The sequence below is a fragment of the Treponema succinifaciens DSM 2489 genome (genome assembly GCF_000195275.1).
Classification (GTDB): domain Bacteria; phylum Spirochaetota; class Spirochaetia; order Treponematales; family Treponemataceae; genus Treponema_D; species Treponema_D succinifaciens.
Genome location: NC_015385.1, coordinates 871205 through 888217 on the forward strand (window position 1 = coordinate 871205; position 17013 = coordinate 888217).

General features: G+C 40.1%; 13 protein-coding genes. 12 read left to right on the forward strand and 1 reads right to left on the reverse strand.

Going from position 1 to position 17013, the window contains the following annotated elements:
- Nucleotides 1-74: 74 nt before the first annotated feature.
- The 4 genes from TRESU_RS04165 (at nucleotide 75) to TRESU_RS04180 (ending at nucleotide 5860) form a co-directional block, all read left to right on the forward strand.
- Nucleotides 75-1805 (forward strand): adenylate/guanylate cyclase domain-containing protein, encoded by a 1731-nt coding sequence (locus tag TRESU_RS04165; RefSeq protein ID WP_013701046.1) that lies wholly within the window; start codon nucleotides 75-77, stop codon nucleotides 1803-1805.
- Complete coding sequence (locus TRESU_RS04170; protein WP_013701047.1) at nucleotides 1784-3283, forward strand: hypothetical protein; 1500 nt, start codon at nucleotides 1784-1786, stop codon at nucleotides 3281-3283. The genes TRESU_RS04165 and TRESU_RS04170 overlap by 22 nt, the downstream gene beginning before the upstream one ends.
- Before the next feature lie 95 nt (nucleotides 3284-3378).
- Entirely contained in the window at nucleotides 3379-4188 is an 810-nt protein-coding gene (locus TRESU_RS04175; RefSeq protein WP_013701048.1) for a pseudouridine synthase, read from the forward strand.
- Entirely contained in the window at nucleotides 4181-5860 is a 1680-nt protein-coding gene (locus TRESU_RS04180) for a formate--tetrahydrofolate ligase (RefSeq protein WP_013701049.1), read from the forward strand. The genes TRESU_RS04175 and TRESU_RS04180 overlap by 8 nt, the downstream gene beginning before the upstream one ends.
- Before the next feature lie 124 nt (nucleotides 5861-5984).
- On the opposite strand, the gene thrH is transcribed toward TRESU_RS04180, so the two are convergent.
- Nucleotides 5985-6590, reverse strand: coding sequence for a bifunctional phosphoserine phosphatase/homoserine phosphotransferase ThrH (thrH, locus tag TRESU_RS04185; RefSeq protein WP_013701050.1), 606 nt, complete (start codon nucleotides 6588-6590; stop codon nucleotides 5985-5987).
- Nucleotides 6591-6697: 107 nt separating this feature from the next.
- Between thrH and cimA the strand changes: the two genes are divergently transcribed.
- From cimA to feoB, 8 genes are all read left to right on the forward strand, one after another.
- Entirely contained in the window at nucleotides 6698-8296 is a 1599-nt protein-coding gene (cimA, locus tag TRESU_RS04190) for a citramalate synthase (protein ID WP_013701051.1), read from the forward strand.
- A 97-nt stretch (nucleotides 8297-8393) separates the two neighbouring features.
- Nucleotides 8394-9479 carry a 3-isopropylmalate dehydrogenase gene (gene leuB / locus TRESU_RS04195; protein WP_013701052.1) on the forward strand — a complete coding sequence of 362 codons (1086 nt, stop codon included), beginning with the start codon at nucleotides 8394-8396 and terminating at the stop codon, nucleotides 9477-9479.
- A 137-nt stretch (nucleotides 9480-9616) separates the two neighbouring features.
- Entirely contained in the window at nucleotides 9617-11734 is a 2118-nt protein-coding gene (locus TRESU_RS04200) for a response regulator (RefSeq protein ID WP_013701053.1), read from the forward strand.
- Between the two features lie 143 nt (nucleotides 11735-11877).
- The gene (locus tag TRESU_RS04205; RefSeq protein WP_013701054.1) at nucleotides 11878-13146 is read left to right on the forward strand and encodes a diaminopimelate decarboxylase family protein; all 1269 of its coding nucleotides are present in this window, start codon (nucleotides 11878-11880) and stop codon (nucleotides 13144-13146) included.
- Between the two features lie 37 nt (nucleotides 13147-13183).
- Entirely contained in the window at nucleotides 13184-13594 is a 411-nt protein-coding gene (locus TRESU_RS04210; RefSeq protein WP_013701055.1) for a bacteriohemerythrin, read from the forward strand.
- 541 nt (nucleotides 13595-14135) lie between these two features.
- Complete coding sequence (locus TRESU_RS04215) at nucleotides 14136-14345, forward strand: FeoA family protein (RefSeq protein ID WP_013701056.1); 210 nt, start codon at nucleotides 14136-14138, stop codon at nucleotides 14343-14345.
- A gap of 62 nt (nucleotides 14346-14407) precedes the next feature.
- Complete coding sequence (locus TRESU_RS04220) at nucleotides 14408-14629, forward strand: FeoA family protein (RefSeq protein ID WP_013701057.1); 222 nt, start codon at nucleotides 14408-14410, stop codon at nucleotides 14627-14629.
- 1 nt (nucleotide 14630) lies between these two features.
- On the forward strand, nucleotides 14631-16898 hold the full coding sequence (gene feoB / locus TRESU_RS04225; RefSeq protein WP_013701058.1) for a ferrous iron transport protein B: 2268 nt from the start codon (nucleotides 14631-14633) through the stop codon (nucleotides 16896-16898).
- The last annotated feature ends 115 nt before the right edge of the window (nucleotides 16899-17013 follow it).

The window sequence follows — 17013 nt, forward strand, 5'->3', positions numbered from 1 at the left end:
TAGAATAATCCGCTTGATAAAATAAAGCAATTAGTAAAGGATTATTTTTAAAGGAGAGCAACGGGAGGAAAATTTTGAAGACTGGAAAACGTCATTTAAAGTTTTTTCAATATGTTGGCGACACTCCGATTGTTCCTACAAAATTGAAAATAATTATTTTCTTTGTGGCAATGCTTTTGCTTTCCACTTTTTCAACAAATCTTGTTGCGATTATGCTTTCACAAAGAAAAACAATTCAGCTTTCAAATATTGTGCTTGTTGATAAACTTACGGAACTTTACAATGTTGCAAACAGCCAGAAGCAAATTGAAGCTTATTCGCAGGACACGCAAACTTCAATTGATTCAATTGCTCAAAGCGCGAAAAACGGTTTTGCGAAAGATGAAAAAAACAGCGTTGCGCTCGGCGTGAATCCAGATGGTTCTCTTTTATTTTTTTCGACTCCAAATGAAGAGTTAAAATGGGAACGCTTTACAGACAAAGACTGCATCGGAATGATGGAAAATTCTGAAACACACGAAGGTTCCGTTTCTTTTATTTCTCCTGATGGCGATGAATATTTTGGAGTCTACAAATATCATCCGGACTGGCTCACTTATATAATCCGTGCGAACCGCCGCTCCGATACGAACCGCGCGATGTATCAGGTTTTGTGGATTACAGTTGTGCTTGTTCTTATAATGTCAGCGTTTTTCATTCTTATGGGAACAAAAATTCTTGACGGGCTTCTTTCAAATATCAATAAATTTTCAACTCAGCTTTACAAAATGCAGCAGGATAAGAAACTTAATCTTATTGACATTTCAGAATCTCCGAACGACGACATTACTTATCTTGCCGCAAACTTCAATTCGCTTTCTTCTACAATAACAAATCTTCTTCAGATTTTCCAAAAGTTTGTTCCTGAGAATGTTGTGCGTAAGGCGCATGAAGAGCAGTTTATCCGTTTGGAAGGAAGCCAGCGCGAGCTTACAATTCTTTTCAGCGATATAAAAAGTTTTACTTACCGAACTGAAGTTTTGGGAAACGATATCATCGGGCTCTTGAACGTTCATTATGATTCGGTTATCAGGAAAGTCAGCGAAAACAATGGAATTATCGGCTCGATTATTGGAGACGCGATTCTTGCAAGCTACGGAATTGAAGAGCACGTTGAAACAAACAAATCTTATGATGCAATAAAAACCGCATGGGAAATTACGGCTGTCACTTCGGAACTCAGAAAGAAAATGTCAGACCGCCGCGCTATTCTTGAAAAGGAACGTCCGCTTACAGAAAGCGAGGATCGCATTTATCAGGCTGTAATGCTTGATGTTGGCGTTGGAATTGACGGCGGAAATGTTTTTTACGGAAACATCGGTTCTTCAAAGCGAATGGCAAACACCGTAATTGGCGACAATGTAAACTCCGCTTCAAGACTGGAAGGGCTTACAAGAATTTACAAAGTTCCAGTGATTGTAAGTTCGTATATTATGGAAGAAACTCTTAGCAACAATGAGGCTGCCTCACGCTATAAATTTTACGAGATTGATACAGTTCAAGTCAAAGGAAAAACTAAAGGCGTGAAAATTTATTTCCCGCTTGACAAAGAATGTTCTCTTGAAGAATGGAAGTTTGAATACCTTGACGAGAAATTTAAAATTTTCGAATGCGGACTAAAAGCTTATTATGACGGCGACTGGAAAACTGCAAGAGCTGAATTTAAAAAATCCGGCCTGGATGTTGCAAAAGTTTTCCTTGAAAGAATCGGAATGAAATCTTCACCAGAAGACTGGAGTGGAATATGGACAATGACGACAAAATAAATTCAATGGTTCCTGCGGCTGCAAATGTTCACAAGGAAGTTGCGCTTCTTCTTGAAAATGAACTCAACAGAATTGCAATGGACAACAAGCGTGAATCTTTCAGCATAGAAGATGAATTTTCAAAGACAAAGAAAAACAGCTTTTCATTCATGTGGCAAAATATGTGGCTTAGGCTTCTTATTTGCTTTGGAGTTGTTTTTGCGATTACAGTTTTCCTTGTGCTTTTTGTTTCAAATTCAAACAGAGAAATAAAAGTTGAAGTAAGCGAATTTAAAAGTTTGAATCTTGCAAGCTTGCTGAACAAAGTAAACGATATTGACCAGAAAATCCACGAGATTGAAAATGCTAAAAAAGCAATTGAAGAGCAGCGCAATGCGGAAATCGAGCGAATCGAAGGAATCCGTGCAGCCGCATTGAAATCACTTGCCGCGTTGAATATTAAAAATAAAACCCGGCGGCTTCAGCAGGAACAGCAGATTGAGCAGACTTACAAAGCTGATTTGGCTTCTGTGGAAAAATACAACAAGTTCATCGCAAACTACAACGAAGATTTAAAAATGTACACGGAACAGCGGAATGAATTTGATGCGACAAGAGTTCAGGAAGCGGAAAAACAAAAGGCGATTATAAACAGTGAGCGTTTTTTGCATGAAAAGGAAAAGGAAAAAATAATCAATGATTATGAAGCCCGCCTTGAAGATTCAAGAAATCTTTTAAAGCAGACTCAGGCTGAAGATTTAAAGCGTCAGGAAGAACTTCTTGCGTTTACAATAAATCAGTATGATCCGCCGATTCCAAAAGACAGTGCGGATGCAAAGACTCTTGTAAAAGTTGCAGAAAATTTCACTGATGAATACACAGGACCTGTTTACGAGGATATTGAAATTCCTGTTTCCGAAGATGCGTCCGAAGACTTCAAGGATGTGTTTGAAATTCAAAGAGATTTATACGATTCAATTGAAAAAATTTCAGAGCTTTTGGATCAGCTTCCGTTTAAAGATGAAAATGCGGTTGCTTCGTTTGTTCGCTCGATGAAGCGTTATGCTTACACTGCCGGAAATCAAATTTCAGTTGCAAGTGTTTCAGAAGTCAACAGGCTGATTGCGGAAAAAAATTCTGTGGAAAATAACTATGAGCGTGTTTCTTCGGATTACAATGATTTCCTTGAAGCGATTTGCTCAGAGCCTTTTGGAAAAACTTCAGCGAATGGAATTATTGCAAAGCAAGACAGTTTTTCCGGCACAGAAATTTACATTGCCGAATTCAGCCGTAATATTTTCACTAATCCTGAATACCGTGATTTTATTTTTCCTTGTTCACTTTGGCGCGGAAAAGACAAAATTGCGATTGGCGAAATTTCTTTGAACGATGACGGAAAATATGTTTTGTCAAATCTTGCCTTTGGCGGTGGACTAAAAATAAAAACTGGCGACAGAATTATTTTTGGAGAGCCTGTAAATCCCAAAACTAAAAAGTAATTTAAAATAAAATTTTATTTCTTTTGCAGTGAGGCGGCATTTTTTGTTGTTTGCGCTGCATTGTTTTTTTCATAGTTAAAAATTAGGTTGAAAAAATGTCTGATTTAAAAAACACGGAACGCCTTGATAAAATTCTTTCAAACAATGGAATTGGAACGCGTAGGGATGTAAAGCGTCTTATAAGAAGCGGAAAAATTTCTGTAAATAGGATTATTGTAAGAGAACCTGAATTTCACGTTGACGGAAGCTCTGATGAAATTCTTGTGGATGGAAAACCTCTTACCGTTGAACAGAATGCCTACTTTATGATGAACAAGGCAAGCGGCGCGGTTTGCTCCACAAAATCCGACAGAAGAAAAACTGTTTTTGAATATATTTTCTCGGAAGACAACAGAAAATATCCAGGTGGAAATCTTAGCACAGTTGGAAGGCTTGACGCAGATACAGAAGGACTTCTTATCATTACAAGCGACGGAAATTTAATTCACCGGGTTACATTTCCAAAGTATGAAGTTCCAAAAACATATCTTGTCTATTTGCGCGATTCAGTTGACGATTCAGAAAAACTCAGCTATGAAAAAAAACTTGCAGCCGGAGTTCATATCGAAGCGGAAGGAAAAGACGGAGAGGCTGACTGTCGCCCTGCCGTAATTGAATGGAAAGAAAAAAATCAGTATCATACCAAAACTAGCGAATGTCCTTCGGAAGTTTGCTGCCTTACTGTTACGGAAGGCAAATTCCACGAGGTAAAGCGGATTTTCAAAGCCCTTGGAAACGAAGTTGTTTACTTAAAAAGAATAAGAATCAATAATCTTTTTTTGGACGAAACTTTGAAAGAAGGAAGCTACAGACCGCTCACAAAGGAAGAGATAAGACTTTTAGACGTAGAGGAAAAAAATGACTGACATTGAAATTGCCCAGAAAAATGTAATGGAGCCGGTTGAAAAAATCGCGGAAAAAATTGGAATTGACCGGGAATCTTTGGAGCTTTACGGAAACTACAAAGCGAAAATTTCCTTTGAAAAACTCAATGCCTTGCAGAAAAAAGCGCTTGACTCTTCTTCACGCGGAAAACTTGTCTTGGTTACCGCGATGACTCCGACTGCTGCCGGCGAAGGAAAATCAACTGTAACAATTGCGCTTGGAGACGGTCTTAGAAAAATCGGAAGAAAATCTGTAATTGCTTTGCGTGAGCCCTCACTTGGCCCTTGCTTTGGAATAAAAGGCGGAGCTTGCGGCGGCGGATATGCGCAGGTTGTTCCAATGGAAGACATCAATCTTCACTTTACTGGCGACATTCATGCAATCACTGCTGCAAACAATCTTATGGCGGCTCTTATTGACAATCATATTCAGCAGGGAAATTCTTTGAACATCGATCCTCGCACAATTTCTTGGAAAAGATGTGTGGACTTGAATGACCGTTCACTTAGAAATGTGATTGTCGGACTTGGCGGAAAAATCGATGGCGTTCCGCGTGAAAGCCATTTTCAGATTTCAGTTGCAAGCGAAATAATGGCGATTGTCTGCCTGTCAAAGACAATTTCAGAATTGAAAGAGCGCATTTCAAAAATTACAATCGGTGCAGACTACAGCAAAAATCCTGTTACATTCGGAAGTCTTGGCTGCACTGGAGCTGTCGTTGCGCTTTTAAAAGATGCAATCCGCCCGAACTTGGTTCAGACACTTGAAAAAAATCCTGCGTTTATACATGGCGGACCTTTTGCGAATATTGCCCACGGATGCAATTCAATCAACGCCACGCTTTGTGCGCTTGCCCTTGGAGACTACGTTGTTACCGAAGCTGGTTTTGCTGCCGATCTTGGAGCAGAAAAATTCTTTGACATAAAATGCCGCATGAATGGGCTTGTTCTAAATGCCGCTGTAATTGTTGCAACAGTTCGCGCTCTAAAAATGCACGGCGGTGTTGCAAAAACTGAACTTTCCGCGGAAAATATTCCGGCTGTTGAAATCGGATTTGCAAATCTCAAGGCTCACATTGAGAACATGAAAAAATTCGGAGTGCCTGTCGCGGTTGCAATTAATAAATTTATTACAGACACTGATTCAGAAATTGCGCTTGTGCAGAAGCTTTGTGCGGAAAGCGGATGCAGTGCCGTGGTCTGCGAAGGCTGGGAAAAAGGTGGAGCCGGAGCTATTGACCTTGCGCACAAAGTTGTTGAACTCTGCGACTTGACTTTTGAGTTCAAAAATATTTATCCGCTTGATATTCCGCTTAAAGAAAAAATTGAAATTCTTGCAAAGGAAATTTACAGGGCTTCTTCTGTTGAATTTGAAGGAAAGGCTTTGAAAAAACTCAATCAGTTTGAAGAGCAGGGATTTGGCTCGCTTCCAATCTGCATGGCAAAAACCCAGAACTCAATAAGTCATGACAAATCTTTGCAGGGTGCGCCAAAAGATTATGTGTTCCCAATCCGTGATGTTCAGCTTTATTCCGGAGCGGGATTTGTGGTTGCGTTTGCAGGCGACATCGTTGATATGCCGGGACTTCCAAAAGCTCCTGCCGCTCTTAATATAGACGTTGATGATGATGGAATAATTTCAGGACTGTTTTAATACGTCTGGTCAAGGCACGCTTACGCTCAAAACCTTAACTCAGCCTTTTTTAAGGTTTTGATAAACCCTAAATAAAAAAAGCATACTTTGGAAAAAATCCAGAGTATGCTTTTTGCAAAAATTATTATTTCTTAAGCTGGATTTTTATTGCGTCAAGAAGCTCATTGTATTCTTCAAACGCCGGAAGTTCTGGATTTTCCGACTTTATTTTGTCTGTGCTTTTAAATAAAAATCCCGCCTTACTTGCCTTAATCATTCCAAGGTCGTTGTAGCTGTCTCCAGAAGCGATTGTATCGTATCCGATTGCCTGAAGAGCTTTTACTGTTGTTAGCTTGGAATTTTCGATGCGCATTTTAAATCCTGTGATTTCCCCGGAATCAGAAACTTCAAGTGAGTTGCAGAAAATTGTAGGCTGTCCGAGTTTTTTCATCAGAGGGGAAGCGAACTGCGTGAATGTGTCGCTGATTATTATTGTCTGGCAGATTGATCTAAGCTCGTCAAGAAATTCTTTTGCGCCTGGAAGCGGATCTATTTTTTCAATTACTTCCTGAATTTCCTTGAGCCCAAGCTTGTGTTCCTTTAAAATCCCGATTCTCCAGTTCATGAGCTTGTTGTAGTCCGGCTCGTCGCGTGTTGTACGTGTAAGCTCTGGAATCCCGGAAGCCTTTGCGAATGCAATCCAAATTTCAGGAACAAGAACGCCCTCTAAATCTAAGCATGTAATGTACATAGTTTTCTCCGAATAAATTTTGCCTTATTTTATCAGAATCGGAATCATTGTGCAATTTTCAAAAAGAACGCTATTAAAAAAAACATATTTCTGATATATTTTCCGCTATGGAAAGAAATATTGAGATACTTGATTCTACTTTGCGCGACGGTTCGCAGGGAGAAGGAATAAGCTATTCTGTTCAGGATAAAATTCATATTGTGCAGGCTTTGGACGACTTGGGCATAAAATATATTGAAGCTGGAAACCCAGGTTCTAATCCAAAGGACATGGAATTCTTTCAGCGTGCAAAAAACCTTAAGCTGAAAAATTCACAGATTGTTGCGTTCGGCTCAACAAGAAGAAAAGATTCTTCATGCGCGGAAGATGTCAATTTGCAAAGTCTTCTTTCTGCGGAAACAGAAACTGTTGTTATCTTCGGAAAGACTTGGGATTTTCAGGCTACGGAAATACTTCACGCTTCCCTTGAAGAAAACCTTGAAATGATAAGAGACACTTGCTCATATTTAAATCAGCGCGGCCGCAATGTTATTTTTGATGCCGAGCATTTTTTTACAGGATTCAAGGCGAACAAGGATTACGCTTTAAAGGCTTTGGGGGCTGCGATTCAAGGAGGCGCAAGCGTTCTTTCACTTTGCGAGACAAAAGGCGGCGCAATGATTGAAGAGTGCCGTGAAGGTGTCCGTGCCGCTGTTGAAAAATTCGGGGCGGGAGCGGTGATTGGAATTCACACTCACAATGATTCAGGGCTTGCTGTTGCAAATTCTCTTGTCGCAGTTGAAGCCGGCGCAACTCATGTTCAGGGTGTTCTTCTTGGATTCGGTGAGCGCACAGGAAACGCAAATCTTTCTACAATAATTTCGAACCTTCAGCTTAAAATGAACTGCAAGTGCATTCCAGAGGAAAACATAAAGCAGCTCACTCCGATTTGCAAGCGTGTTGCGGAAATTACAAACATAACTCTTGACCCTGGGCTTCCGTATGTTGGACAGAATGCTTTTGCGCACAAAGCCGGAATGCACATAGATGCGGTCTTGAAAAATCCGTTTGCATACGAGCACATCGAGCCAGAATCTGTTGGAAATTCCCGTGTTTTCCTTATGAGCGAAGTTGCCGGAAGAAGCATGGTCATTGAAAAAATCAGAAAGTTTGATCCGTCGATTACAAAGTCAAGTCCGGTTGTTTCAGAAATCATGGCGAAGGTAAAAGAGCTTGAGCATCAGGGCTACCAGTTTGAAGGCGCAGACGGAAGTTTTGAACTTTTGGTCCGCAAGTCTATTGGAAAATACCAGCCGTTCTTTAAATTGCGCTATTATAAAACTTCCGATGAGTCTCCGCTTATTGAGAAAGGACTTTATTCTTTTGCCCAGCTTAAAATTGAAGTTGACGGTCATGAGGAAATTGCCGCCGGTGAAGGAAACGGTCCTGTCAACGCTCTTGACTTTGCGTTGCGTACTGCGCTCAAGTCTTTTTATCCGAGCGTGGAGGATATTCACCTTACAGATTATAAAGTCCGTGTTCTTGACGGAAAATCAGCTACAGCCGCAAGTGTCCGTGTTTTGATTGAGTCTACAGACGGAACAGATATCTGGACTACAATTGGCGTGAGCTGCGACGTTATTGAAGCTTCCTGGCTTGCCTTGGTTGATTCTTTTGAATACAAACTGATTAAGGATATTGAAAAAAAATACCACAAATTCATTTAATGTCCTTTACATAAATGTTGCTTTGGAGTATTTTATAAATACTTTATAAACTTTAGTATTAGTAAAGTTTTCGTTGACTTTTTATAGGAGTTTGATTATGGAAAAAAATATTGCTTTGATTCCTGGAGATGGAATTGGTCCTGATGTTGTTGCTGAAGCTGTAAATGTCTTGAACACAGTTGCTTCAAAATTCGGTCATAAATTTAATTATGAAACTGTTACTGCCGGCGGATGCGCAATCGATAAGTTCGGAAAGCCATTGCCGCAGGAAGAACTTGACAAGTGCCTTAAAAGCGATGCTGTTCTTCTTGGCGCTGTGGGCGGTCCAAAGTGGGACAACCTTCCGTCTGAACTTCGTCCTGAAAAAGCATTGCTTGGTCTTCGCGGAGGAATGAAAGTTTTTGCAAATCTTCGTCCGGCTGTAATGTGGAAGCAGCTTAAAGATGCTTGTCCTTTAAAAGATGAAATTGTCGGCGATGGACTTAACATTCTCATTGTCCGCGAGCTGATTTCCGGAATTTACTTTGGGGACAGAGGAACTGCCGCTGACGGAAAATCTGCCTGGGACACAGAAAAGTATACTTGGAGTGAAATTGAGCGCATTGTCCGCATGGGATTTGAATTCGCACAGAAACGCCAGAAACGTCTTTGCGTAGTTGACAAGGCGAACATCTTGAATTCAAGCCAGCTCTGGAGAAAAGTTACAGAATCTGTAAAAGAAGATTATCCTGATGTTGCGCTTTCTTACCTTTATATTGACAATGCTTCTATGCAGCTTGTTCGCAATCCGCGCCAGTTTGACGTAATTGCAACAAGCAATATGTTTGGCGACATTCTTTCCGACGAAGCAAGCCAGATTACAGGCTCAATCGGAATGCTTGCTTCAGCTTCATTGGGAGATGGAGGCCCTGGACTTTACGAGCCGATTCACGGTTCTGCTCCTGACATTGCCGGAAAAAATCTTGCAAATCCTCTTGCGACAATTCTTTCTGCCGCGATGCTTTTGCGCTACAGCTTCGGACTTGAAAAAGAAGCAAAGGTTATTGAAGATTCCGTTAATTCAGTCCTTGATGAAGGCTACAGAACAGGCGACATTGCCGGAAGTCATCTCGATGAACTTAAGTCTTCTGGAAAACTTGTCGGTACAAAAGAAATGGGCAAGCTTGTTGTAGAGCGCATCTAGCTTCATTTTTACATAAAAGATTTAAGGCCGTTTGCATTGAGCTGAAAAGTTTTTTGCAGGCGGCTTATTTTTTTATTTAAATTCTGCTTTTTTGTTTTTATTTGTGTTTTCTTTTATTTGGGATTACAATTAAGAAAATGCAAAATATTTCTATATTTTCAGATGACAATGAACATGGGTTTTCCCAGATAAAAAAAAGTGTGAGCGGCTACATTTTGGATAGCGGCGATACAAGAACAAATCAGTATAAAAAGGCAATAGCTGCCGACGCAATGATTCTTTACGAATTCAATCTTTCAAAAGATTTGATTGTAGGAAATCCTGTGCAAAGAATGAGCGACCGGATTGTTCAGCTTAAGCCTGCTATGGGACTTCCTGAAAACTGTTCTTACACTGATTTTATTGATGCGCTTTGCTGGGACTTGTCAGACGAAGAAAAAAAACGATTCCTCGAAAAGATGAATGTCTACTGCCTCTTGGATTCGTTTATAATGGAAAAATATGAAATTCAGTTTGACTCAAGCAGATCAACTTACAACGGTGAATCTTTCTGGACACGCACAACAATAATTCTTACAAAAGACGAAAACTCAGGCGACATAATGGGACTTGCCGTTGTAAAAAATATTACAAGCGGCTACCGGCAAAAAGAAGAAAAACTTTATCAGCTGGAAATCATCAATGCGCTTACGATTGAATACAGTAATGTTTTTATGATAAATGTAATGTCTGGAATAATCCGCATTGTAAGAATCAACGACAGAATAAGTTCTTTTTACAATGAATCTTTGGAAGGGCTTCCTTATGATGATGTGCTTGATTTTTATGCCAGCGTTTCAGTTTATGAAGATGACCGCGACATGATCAAACGTGCTTTTTCCCGTGAAAATATTTTAAAGCAGCTTTCCAAGCGTGAAAGTTATTACGTAAATTTCCGCTCGTATATAAACAACAAAATTTCCTACATGAAGCTTACGGTTGTTAGAATTGGAAATATCCGCGAAACAGGAAATGTTCTTATGGGTTTTATGAATGTTGACACGGAAACTGAACACGAGATGAAACAGCGGAAAGCGTTGCAGGAAGCGTTGTCCATGGCGGAACTTGCAAGCCATGCAAAATCGCGTTTTCTTTCCAATATGAGCCACGACATCAGAACTCCGATGAACGCAATTATCGGCTACACTTCGCTTGCGGAAAAACACATCGGAAATCCTGAGCTTATAAAATCAGATCTTGCGCGCATAAAGACAAACTCAAGCTATTTGCTTTGCCTTATAAATGATGTGCTTGATATGTCCCGAATTGAAAGCGGAAAAATAAAAATAAAGTTCACATCGAATACAATTGAAGATATTCTTGCGGAAGTTGACAGCGTTATTCAGCCGCAGCTTCAATCTAAGAAACTTAATTACTCAGTTTTGCGCCATGGAAACTTAAGCCGTAAAGTTTTTTGCGACAAACTCAGGCTCAAGCAGATTCTTATAAACATTCTCGGAAACTCTGTAAAATATACTGGAGAAAACGGTTCAATCAAATTCACCGCGGCGGAAACTCCTTCTGTCTCAGACGGATATTCTTCGTATCAGTTTAGAATCAAGGACAACGGAATTGGAATGTCGGAAGAATTTCAGAAGAAAGTTTTTAATCCGTTTGAGCGGGATGAAAATATTGAAAACTTTCATGTTCAGGGAACGGGACTTGGACTTTCAATTTCAAAAAATCTTGTTGAAAAAATGGACGGATCGATTTTCTTAAAAAGTAAAAAAGATGTTGAAACCGAATTCCTTATATGCTTTGACTTTGAGAATGCCCCTGAAACAGAATCCGGCAAAAAGGAAATTTCTGCTTCCGCGGAAAAAACAGTCGACTTGAAAGGAACTAGAATTCTTTTGGTGGAAGACAACAGCCTTAACCGCGATATTGCAAAGGAACTTTTAAAGGGCGCGGGTTTTATAATTGATGAAGCTGAAAACGGAAAAATTGCGCTGGAAATGCTTTCCGCCAGCCCGGACGGATATTACAAAGTTGTCCTTATGGATGTGATGATGCCTGTTATGAATGGATACGAGGCTTCTATGAAAATACGCGAAATGAAAAGCAATAAGTCTTCTATTCCAATTGTGGCGATGACTGCGAATGCTTTTGAAGAGGACAAGGAGCAGGCTTTGAAATCTGGAATGGATTATTTTGTTTCCAAGCCATTTGACATAAAATCTCTTCTTTCTCTTTTGTCTGAAATCCTTGCAAAATAATTCTCTTAAAAAAAATATGGAAGCAACTTAATATGCGGCAAAAAAAGCGCGTTAATTCGCCAAACTGCGTAAAAGGTGGCTTGTCTTTCCTCCAAAAAAGTGTAATACTAGCGTAAAATTGTTAGCCTGTTTTGGAGGATTTTATGAGTTCAGATTTTCCGTTGAGCCATGCCCAGCTTGTTGAGCTTGCAAAGAAATTTCCGACTCCTTTCTATATTTATGATGAAAAAGCAATCCGCGAAAATGTAAAATATTTTTATAAAGCATTCAGCATTTTTCCTTCGTTTACGGAATATTTTGCGGTCAAGGCGCTTCCCAATCCTTACATTCTAAAAGTTCTTGAAAGTGAAGGCTGCGGCGGAGACTGTTCTAGCTTGCCGGAACTTATGCTTTGCGAAAAATCTGGAATAACCGGGCGCAGAATAATGTTTACAAGCAACGACACTCCCGCCCAGGAATTTGTTTATGCGCAGAAACTTGGAGCAATTATAAACCTCGATGACATTACTCATATTGACTTTCTGAAAAATGCTCTCGGCGGAAAACTTCCAGATACAATCTGCTTTAGATACAATCCTGGACCTTTAAAGGAAGGCGGAAATTCTATAATCGGAAAGCCAGAAGAAGCAAAGTACGGGCTTACTAAAGAGCAGATGATTCATGCTTATAAAATTTGCAAGGCGGAAGGCGTAAAGCATTTTGGAATTCATACTATGGTTGCTTCCAACGAGCTGAATCCTGATTTCTTTGTTGACACTGCGCGCATAGTTTTTGAGCTTATTCTTGAAGTGCAGAAGGAATGCGGTGTTAACATTGAATTTGCGGATATTGGCGGCGGAGTCGGAATTCCTTACAGGCCAGGACAGAAAAAAGTTGATCTTGATTATGTGGCAAAAGGAATAAAAGTTCTTTACGATAAAATGATTGTTCCTGCTGGACTTGATCCTTTAAAGCTCTGCTTTGAATGCGGACGCCCTATTACAGGTCCTTACGGCTGGCTTGTTACAAAGGCGATTCACGAAAAAAATATTTACAGAAATTACATTGGAGTTGACGCTAGCATGGCGGATTTGATGCGCCCTGGAATGTACGGGGCTTACCATGAAGTTACTGTCAGCGGAAAAGAAAACGCTCCTAAAGATTATGTTTACGATGTTTCCGGAAGTTTGTGTGAAAACTGCGACAAGTTTGCGGTTCAGAGAAATCTTCCAAAAATTGAAATGGGAGACCTTTTGATTATCCACGATGCAGGCGCGCACGGAAGAGCGATGGGCTTTAATTACAATGGAAAACTTCGTGCCGGGGAACTGCTTTTGCGTTCAGACGGAACTGTAAAAGAAATCCGCCGCCGTGAAACAATCGAAGATTATTTTGCCACATTGGATTTTGAAGGACTGAAAAATTTCAGCTGATTTTAGCTTTTATAAATTTGCCATTGGAGGTAAAAAGATGGTTGAGAAAATTGAATGGAGCGACTCTTATCTTTTGGGAATTCCTGAAATTGACAATCAGCACAAGAAGCTGATTCAGATTGCAAATGAACTTTACGCTGCGGCTACCGGCACTGATGAAGCTTATGGTCTTAATATGGCGAAGGTTCTGAAAAAGCTTACAGACTACACGGTTTACCATTTTTCAAATGAAGAAGAATTTATGCGCAAGTACGGATATTCTGGCGTTGACATTCACAAGACTGCGCATGACAACTTTATAAATGAAGTTAACCATCAGATTAAGCAGCTTTCTTCTGACCGCAAAAATGACGGAGTAAGATTTTATTCTTACATGGTTGGCTGGATTTTGAATCACATTGCAAAAGCTGACCGTGTCTGGGCGGCATTTGTAAAGCCAAAAATTTAATAAGTAAATTTTTTATTTGAACTTTGCAAGACTTCCGGTTTCTTTTTAGGCTGGAAGTTTTTTTTATTTCCATTCTAAAAAGCAAATTCCTTTTTTCAGCATGTAAACTGTACATATTAAAAGTATAGCATGAAAAATGATTTTTATCATCTATTGAAGTCTTATTTTCTTTGTTGTATTGAGGTTCTGTCTCATCTTTCAGGGCAAACGCATTATAAATAATTTAAGTAAAGTTTGCGCGAATGAACGGTTTCTGGGGCAAAAACACTCTGATTGCTGCGACCGCGTGAGCGGGCAATTCTATAGTTACTTTGCAACAATCAGAGTGTAGCGCATTATTGCGCGATTTTGAACCAGAAAACCGTGTCTGGGAGCCAGTTTTATGCTGAATACATTTATAATGAGTTTGCCCTGTTCAGCAATTAAAGGTTTATTGACATATTATTTTGGTTAGTGTAAGATAACGAAGATTAGAGTAGGTTAATTTTTATTTGTTTTAGGTAATTATTGTTACTCTTTATTAACTTACTAGGAGGTTCTTATGCCATTATTATTTGCAAATCCTGGAGATGAAGTAAAAATTTCTGGTGTGAATGGAAATCCGCAGGTAAAGCAGCATCTGAATGAGCTTGGATTCAATGTTGGCTCTTTAGTCACGATTGTTCAGAAACTAAAGAGTGGTTTGATTGTAAAAGTCAAGGAAGCCCGTGTCGCATTGGACAGCAGCTTGGCGTCCAAAATCATTGTTTGATTTTCTAAAACTAAAATCAAAATTTAAGGTTTCACATTGGCTTTTTATAGGAGTAAAAATAAATGGGTACATTGCGTGAAGCACAGGTTGGTTCAACTGTAAGAGTAAAAAAGTTGAATGGTGAAGGCGCTTTAAAAAGACGTCTTATGGACATGGGATTTACAAACGGATGCGAAGTTTATGTCCGCAAAGTCGCACCGCTTGGCGATCCTGTTGAAGTTACAATTCGTGGATACGAGCTTAGCGTTCGCAAAGATGACGCTGAAAATATTGAGGTAGAATAAAATGTCAGAAATCAGAATTGCTCTTGCAGGAAATCCAAACTGCGGAAAAACCACAATGTTCAACAACCTTACAGGCTCAAACCAGTACGTAGGAAACTGGCCTGGAGTTACTGTTGAAAAGAAAGAAGGAAAAATGAAGGGCGTGAAGGATGTTGTTGTAACGGACTTGCCTGGAATTTATTCACTTTCGCCTTATACTTCGGAGGAGGTTGTTTCCCGTGATTATCTTATCAAGGACAATCCGGACGCAATCCTTGACTTGGTTGATGCTACAAATATTGAAAGAAACCTTTATCTTACAACTCAGCTTCTTGAGCTTGGAAAGCCTACAGTAATTGCCTTGAATATGATTGATGTTCTTAAGAAGTCAGGCGATTCTGTTGATACAGAAAAACTTCAGGCTGAACTTGGCTGCACTATAATTGAAACAAGCGCGCTCAAAGGAACTGGCGTAAAGGAAGCTGCCGCCGCTGCAAAGAAAGCCGCTGAGTCTGGAAAAGCTTTTATTCCGACTGCTGTTTTCTCAAAAGATGTTGAAGAATATATTTCAAAAATGGAAGCTATTGTTCCTTCAACTGTAAAATCAGAATTGAAAAGATGGTATGCGATAAAGCTTCTTGAACGCGATTCTGTTGTGCTTGCCCAGCTTGCTCTTTCTTCTGCGGATTCTGCAAAGGCTGAAGAAATTTCAAAGGAGTTGGAAAAGGCAAAAGATGATGACGTTGAGTCAATCATAACAAATGAACGATACGTTTACATTCAGGGAATTGTAAGCCGATGCGTAAGAAAGTCTGGACAGAAAATGACTCGCTCAGACAAAATCGACCGCATTGTTACAAACCGCTGGCTTGGAATTCCAATTTTTCTTGCAATAATGTGGGGTGTTTATTACATTGCGGTTTCTTCTCTTGGAACAGTTTTGACTGACTGGGCAAATGACGGACTCTTTGGAGATGGATGGAACTTCCTTGGAATTGAAGGACTTGCTATTCCTGGAATTTCGGCTTCCGTTGAAGAGGCTCTTACAAATGCCGGCGCAAATGAAGTTCTTATTGACTGCATTGTCAACGGTGTTATTGGCGGTGTTGGAGCTGTTCTTGGATTTGTTCCTCAGATGGCTGTTTTGTTCCTTCTTCTTTCTTTTATTGAAGACTGCGGATACATGGTTCGCATCGCATTCGTTATGGATCGCATTTTCCGCAAGTTTGGTCTTTCTGGAAAATCATTTATTCCGCTTCTTGTAGGTTCTGGCTGTGGCGTTCCTGGAATTATGGCAAGCCGCACAATCGAAAATGACAACGACAGACGTCTTACAATCTTTACTACTACTTGGGTTCCTTGTGGGGCAAAACTTCCTGTAATTGCGCTTATCTCTGGTGTTATCGGTGCAAAGCTCACTGGATGGGACGGCGGTTCTCTTACACTTTTGATGTATGTAATCGGAATCGGAGCTGTTGTAATGGCTGCAATTATACTCAAGAAAACAAAGCCTTTCCACGGAAAAGCCGCGCCTTTCGTTATGGAGCTTCCGCAGTATCACCTTCCACAGCTTAAGACAGTTCTCATGCACACTTGGGAACGCCTTAGAGGATTCATTGTAAAAGCCGGAACAATTCTTTTTGTTGCTTGTCTTGTAATCTGGTTTCTTTCTTCTTACGGATTCGCTTCTCCAAAAGATGAGGTTGTAGAAAACGGCGAAGTTGTTGAAGAGTCAGTTGAAGGCGGATTCGGTCTTGTTGATGCAGATGAATCTTTGCTTGCCGATGTCGGAAATGTTATCCGCCACGTATTCAAGCCGCTTGGATTCGGTGAGAAAGTTGGCGGATGGCAGAGCGCGGCAGCTAGCTTGTCTGGATTCAGCGCAAAAGAAGCAATTGTTTCTACAATGGGTGTTCTTGCAAATGTTGATGAAGAAAATGTTGAGGATGATGCAGTTGTTGCTGAAGCTATCAGCGGATGGTTTGCTACAGCGTTGGCAGCCTTTGCATTTCTTATGTTCAACTTGCTTGATTCTCCTTGTCTTGCGGCAATTGCTACAATGGCAAACGAGCTTAAGAGCCGCAAATGGTTCTGGTTTGCAATCTTGTTCCAGAATGTTTTTGCTTATGTTTTGACATTGATTGTTTACCAGCTTGGAATGCTTTTTGTTCACGGACACTTTGGTATAGGAACTGTATTCGCCTTTATTTTCCTTGCGGGAATTATTTTCGCTTTGTTCAGAAAAGATCCTTACAAGGGACAGTACTTTGATTCAAAGACCGCATCGTAAAAAACATGGGCGGCTCCATAGGTAAATTTTCTATGGGAATAATGATTGCCGTGCTCGCAGTTCTTTATGTTCTGTGTGTCGCGGTAATCACAATCATAGAAAAAATAAAAAAGCA

Coding starts and splice junctions, on each gene's coding strand:
- TRESU_RS04215 (WP_013701056.1), top strand. CDS start 14,136: ATGCCATTATTATTTGCAAATCCTGGAGATGAAGTAAAAATTTCTGGT.
- TRESU_RS04180 (WP_013701049.1), top strand. CDS start 4,181: ATGACTGACATTGAAATTGCCCAGAAAAATGTAATGGAGCCGGTTGAA.
- TRESU_RS04210 (WP_013701055.1), top strand. CDS start 13,184: ATGGTTGAGAAAATTGAATGGAGCGACTCTTATCTTTTGGGAATTCCT.
- cimA (WP_013701051.1), top strand. CDS start 6,698: ATGGAAAGAAATATTGAGATACTTGATTCTACTTTGCGCGACGGTTCG.
- TRESU_RS04205 (WP_013701054.1), top strand. CDS start 11,878: ATGAGTTCAGATTTTCCGTTGAGCCATGCCCAGCTTGTTGAGCTTGCA.
- leuB (WP_013701052.1), top strand. CDS start 8,394: ATGGAAAAAAATATTGCTTTGATTCCTGGAGATGGAATTGGTCCTGAT.
- feoB (WP_013701058.1), top strand. CDS start 14,631: ATGTCAGAAATCAGAATTGCTCTTGCAGGAAATCCAAACTGCGGAAAA.
- TRESU_RS04170 (WP_013701047.1), top strand. CDS start 1,784: ATGGACAATGACGACAAAATAAATTCAATGGTTCCTGCGGCTGCAAAT.
- TRESU_RS04200 (WP_013701053.1), top strand. CDS start 9,617: ATGCAAAATATTTCTATATTTTCAGATGACAATGAACATGGGTTTTCC.
- thrH (WP_013701050.1), bottom strand. CDS start 6,590: ATGTACATTACATGCTTAGATTTAGAGGGCGTTCTTGTTCCTGAAATT.
- TRESU_RS04220 (WP_013701057.1), top strand. CDS start 14,408: ATGGGTACATTGCGTGAAGCACAGGTTGGTTCAACTGTAAGAGTAAAA.
- TRESU_RS04175 (WP_013701048.1), top strand. CDS start 3,379: ATGTCTGATTTAAAAAACACGGAACGCCTTGATAAAATTCTTTCAAAC.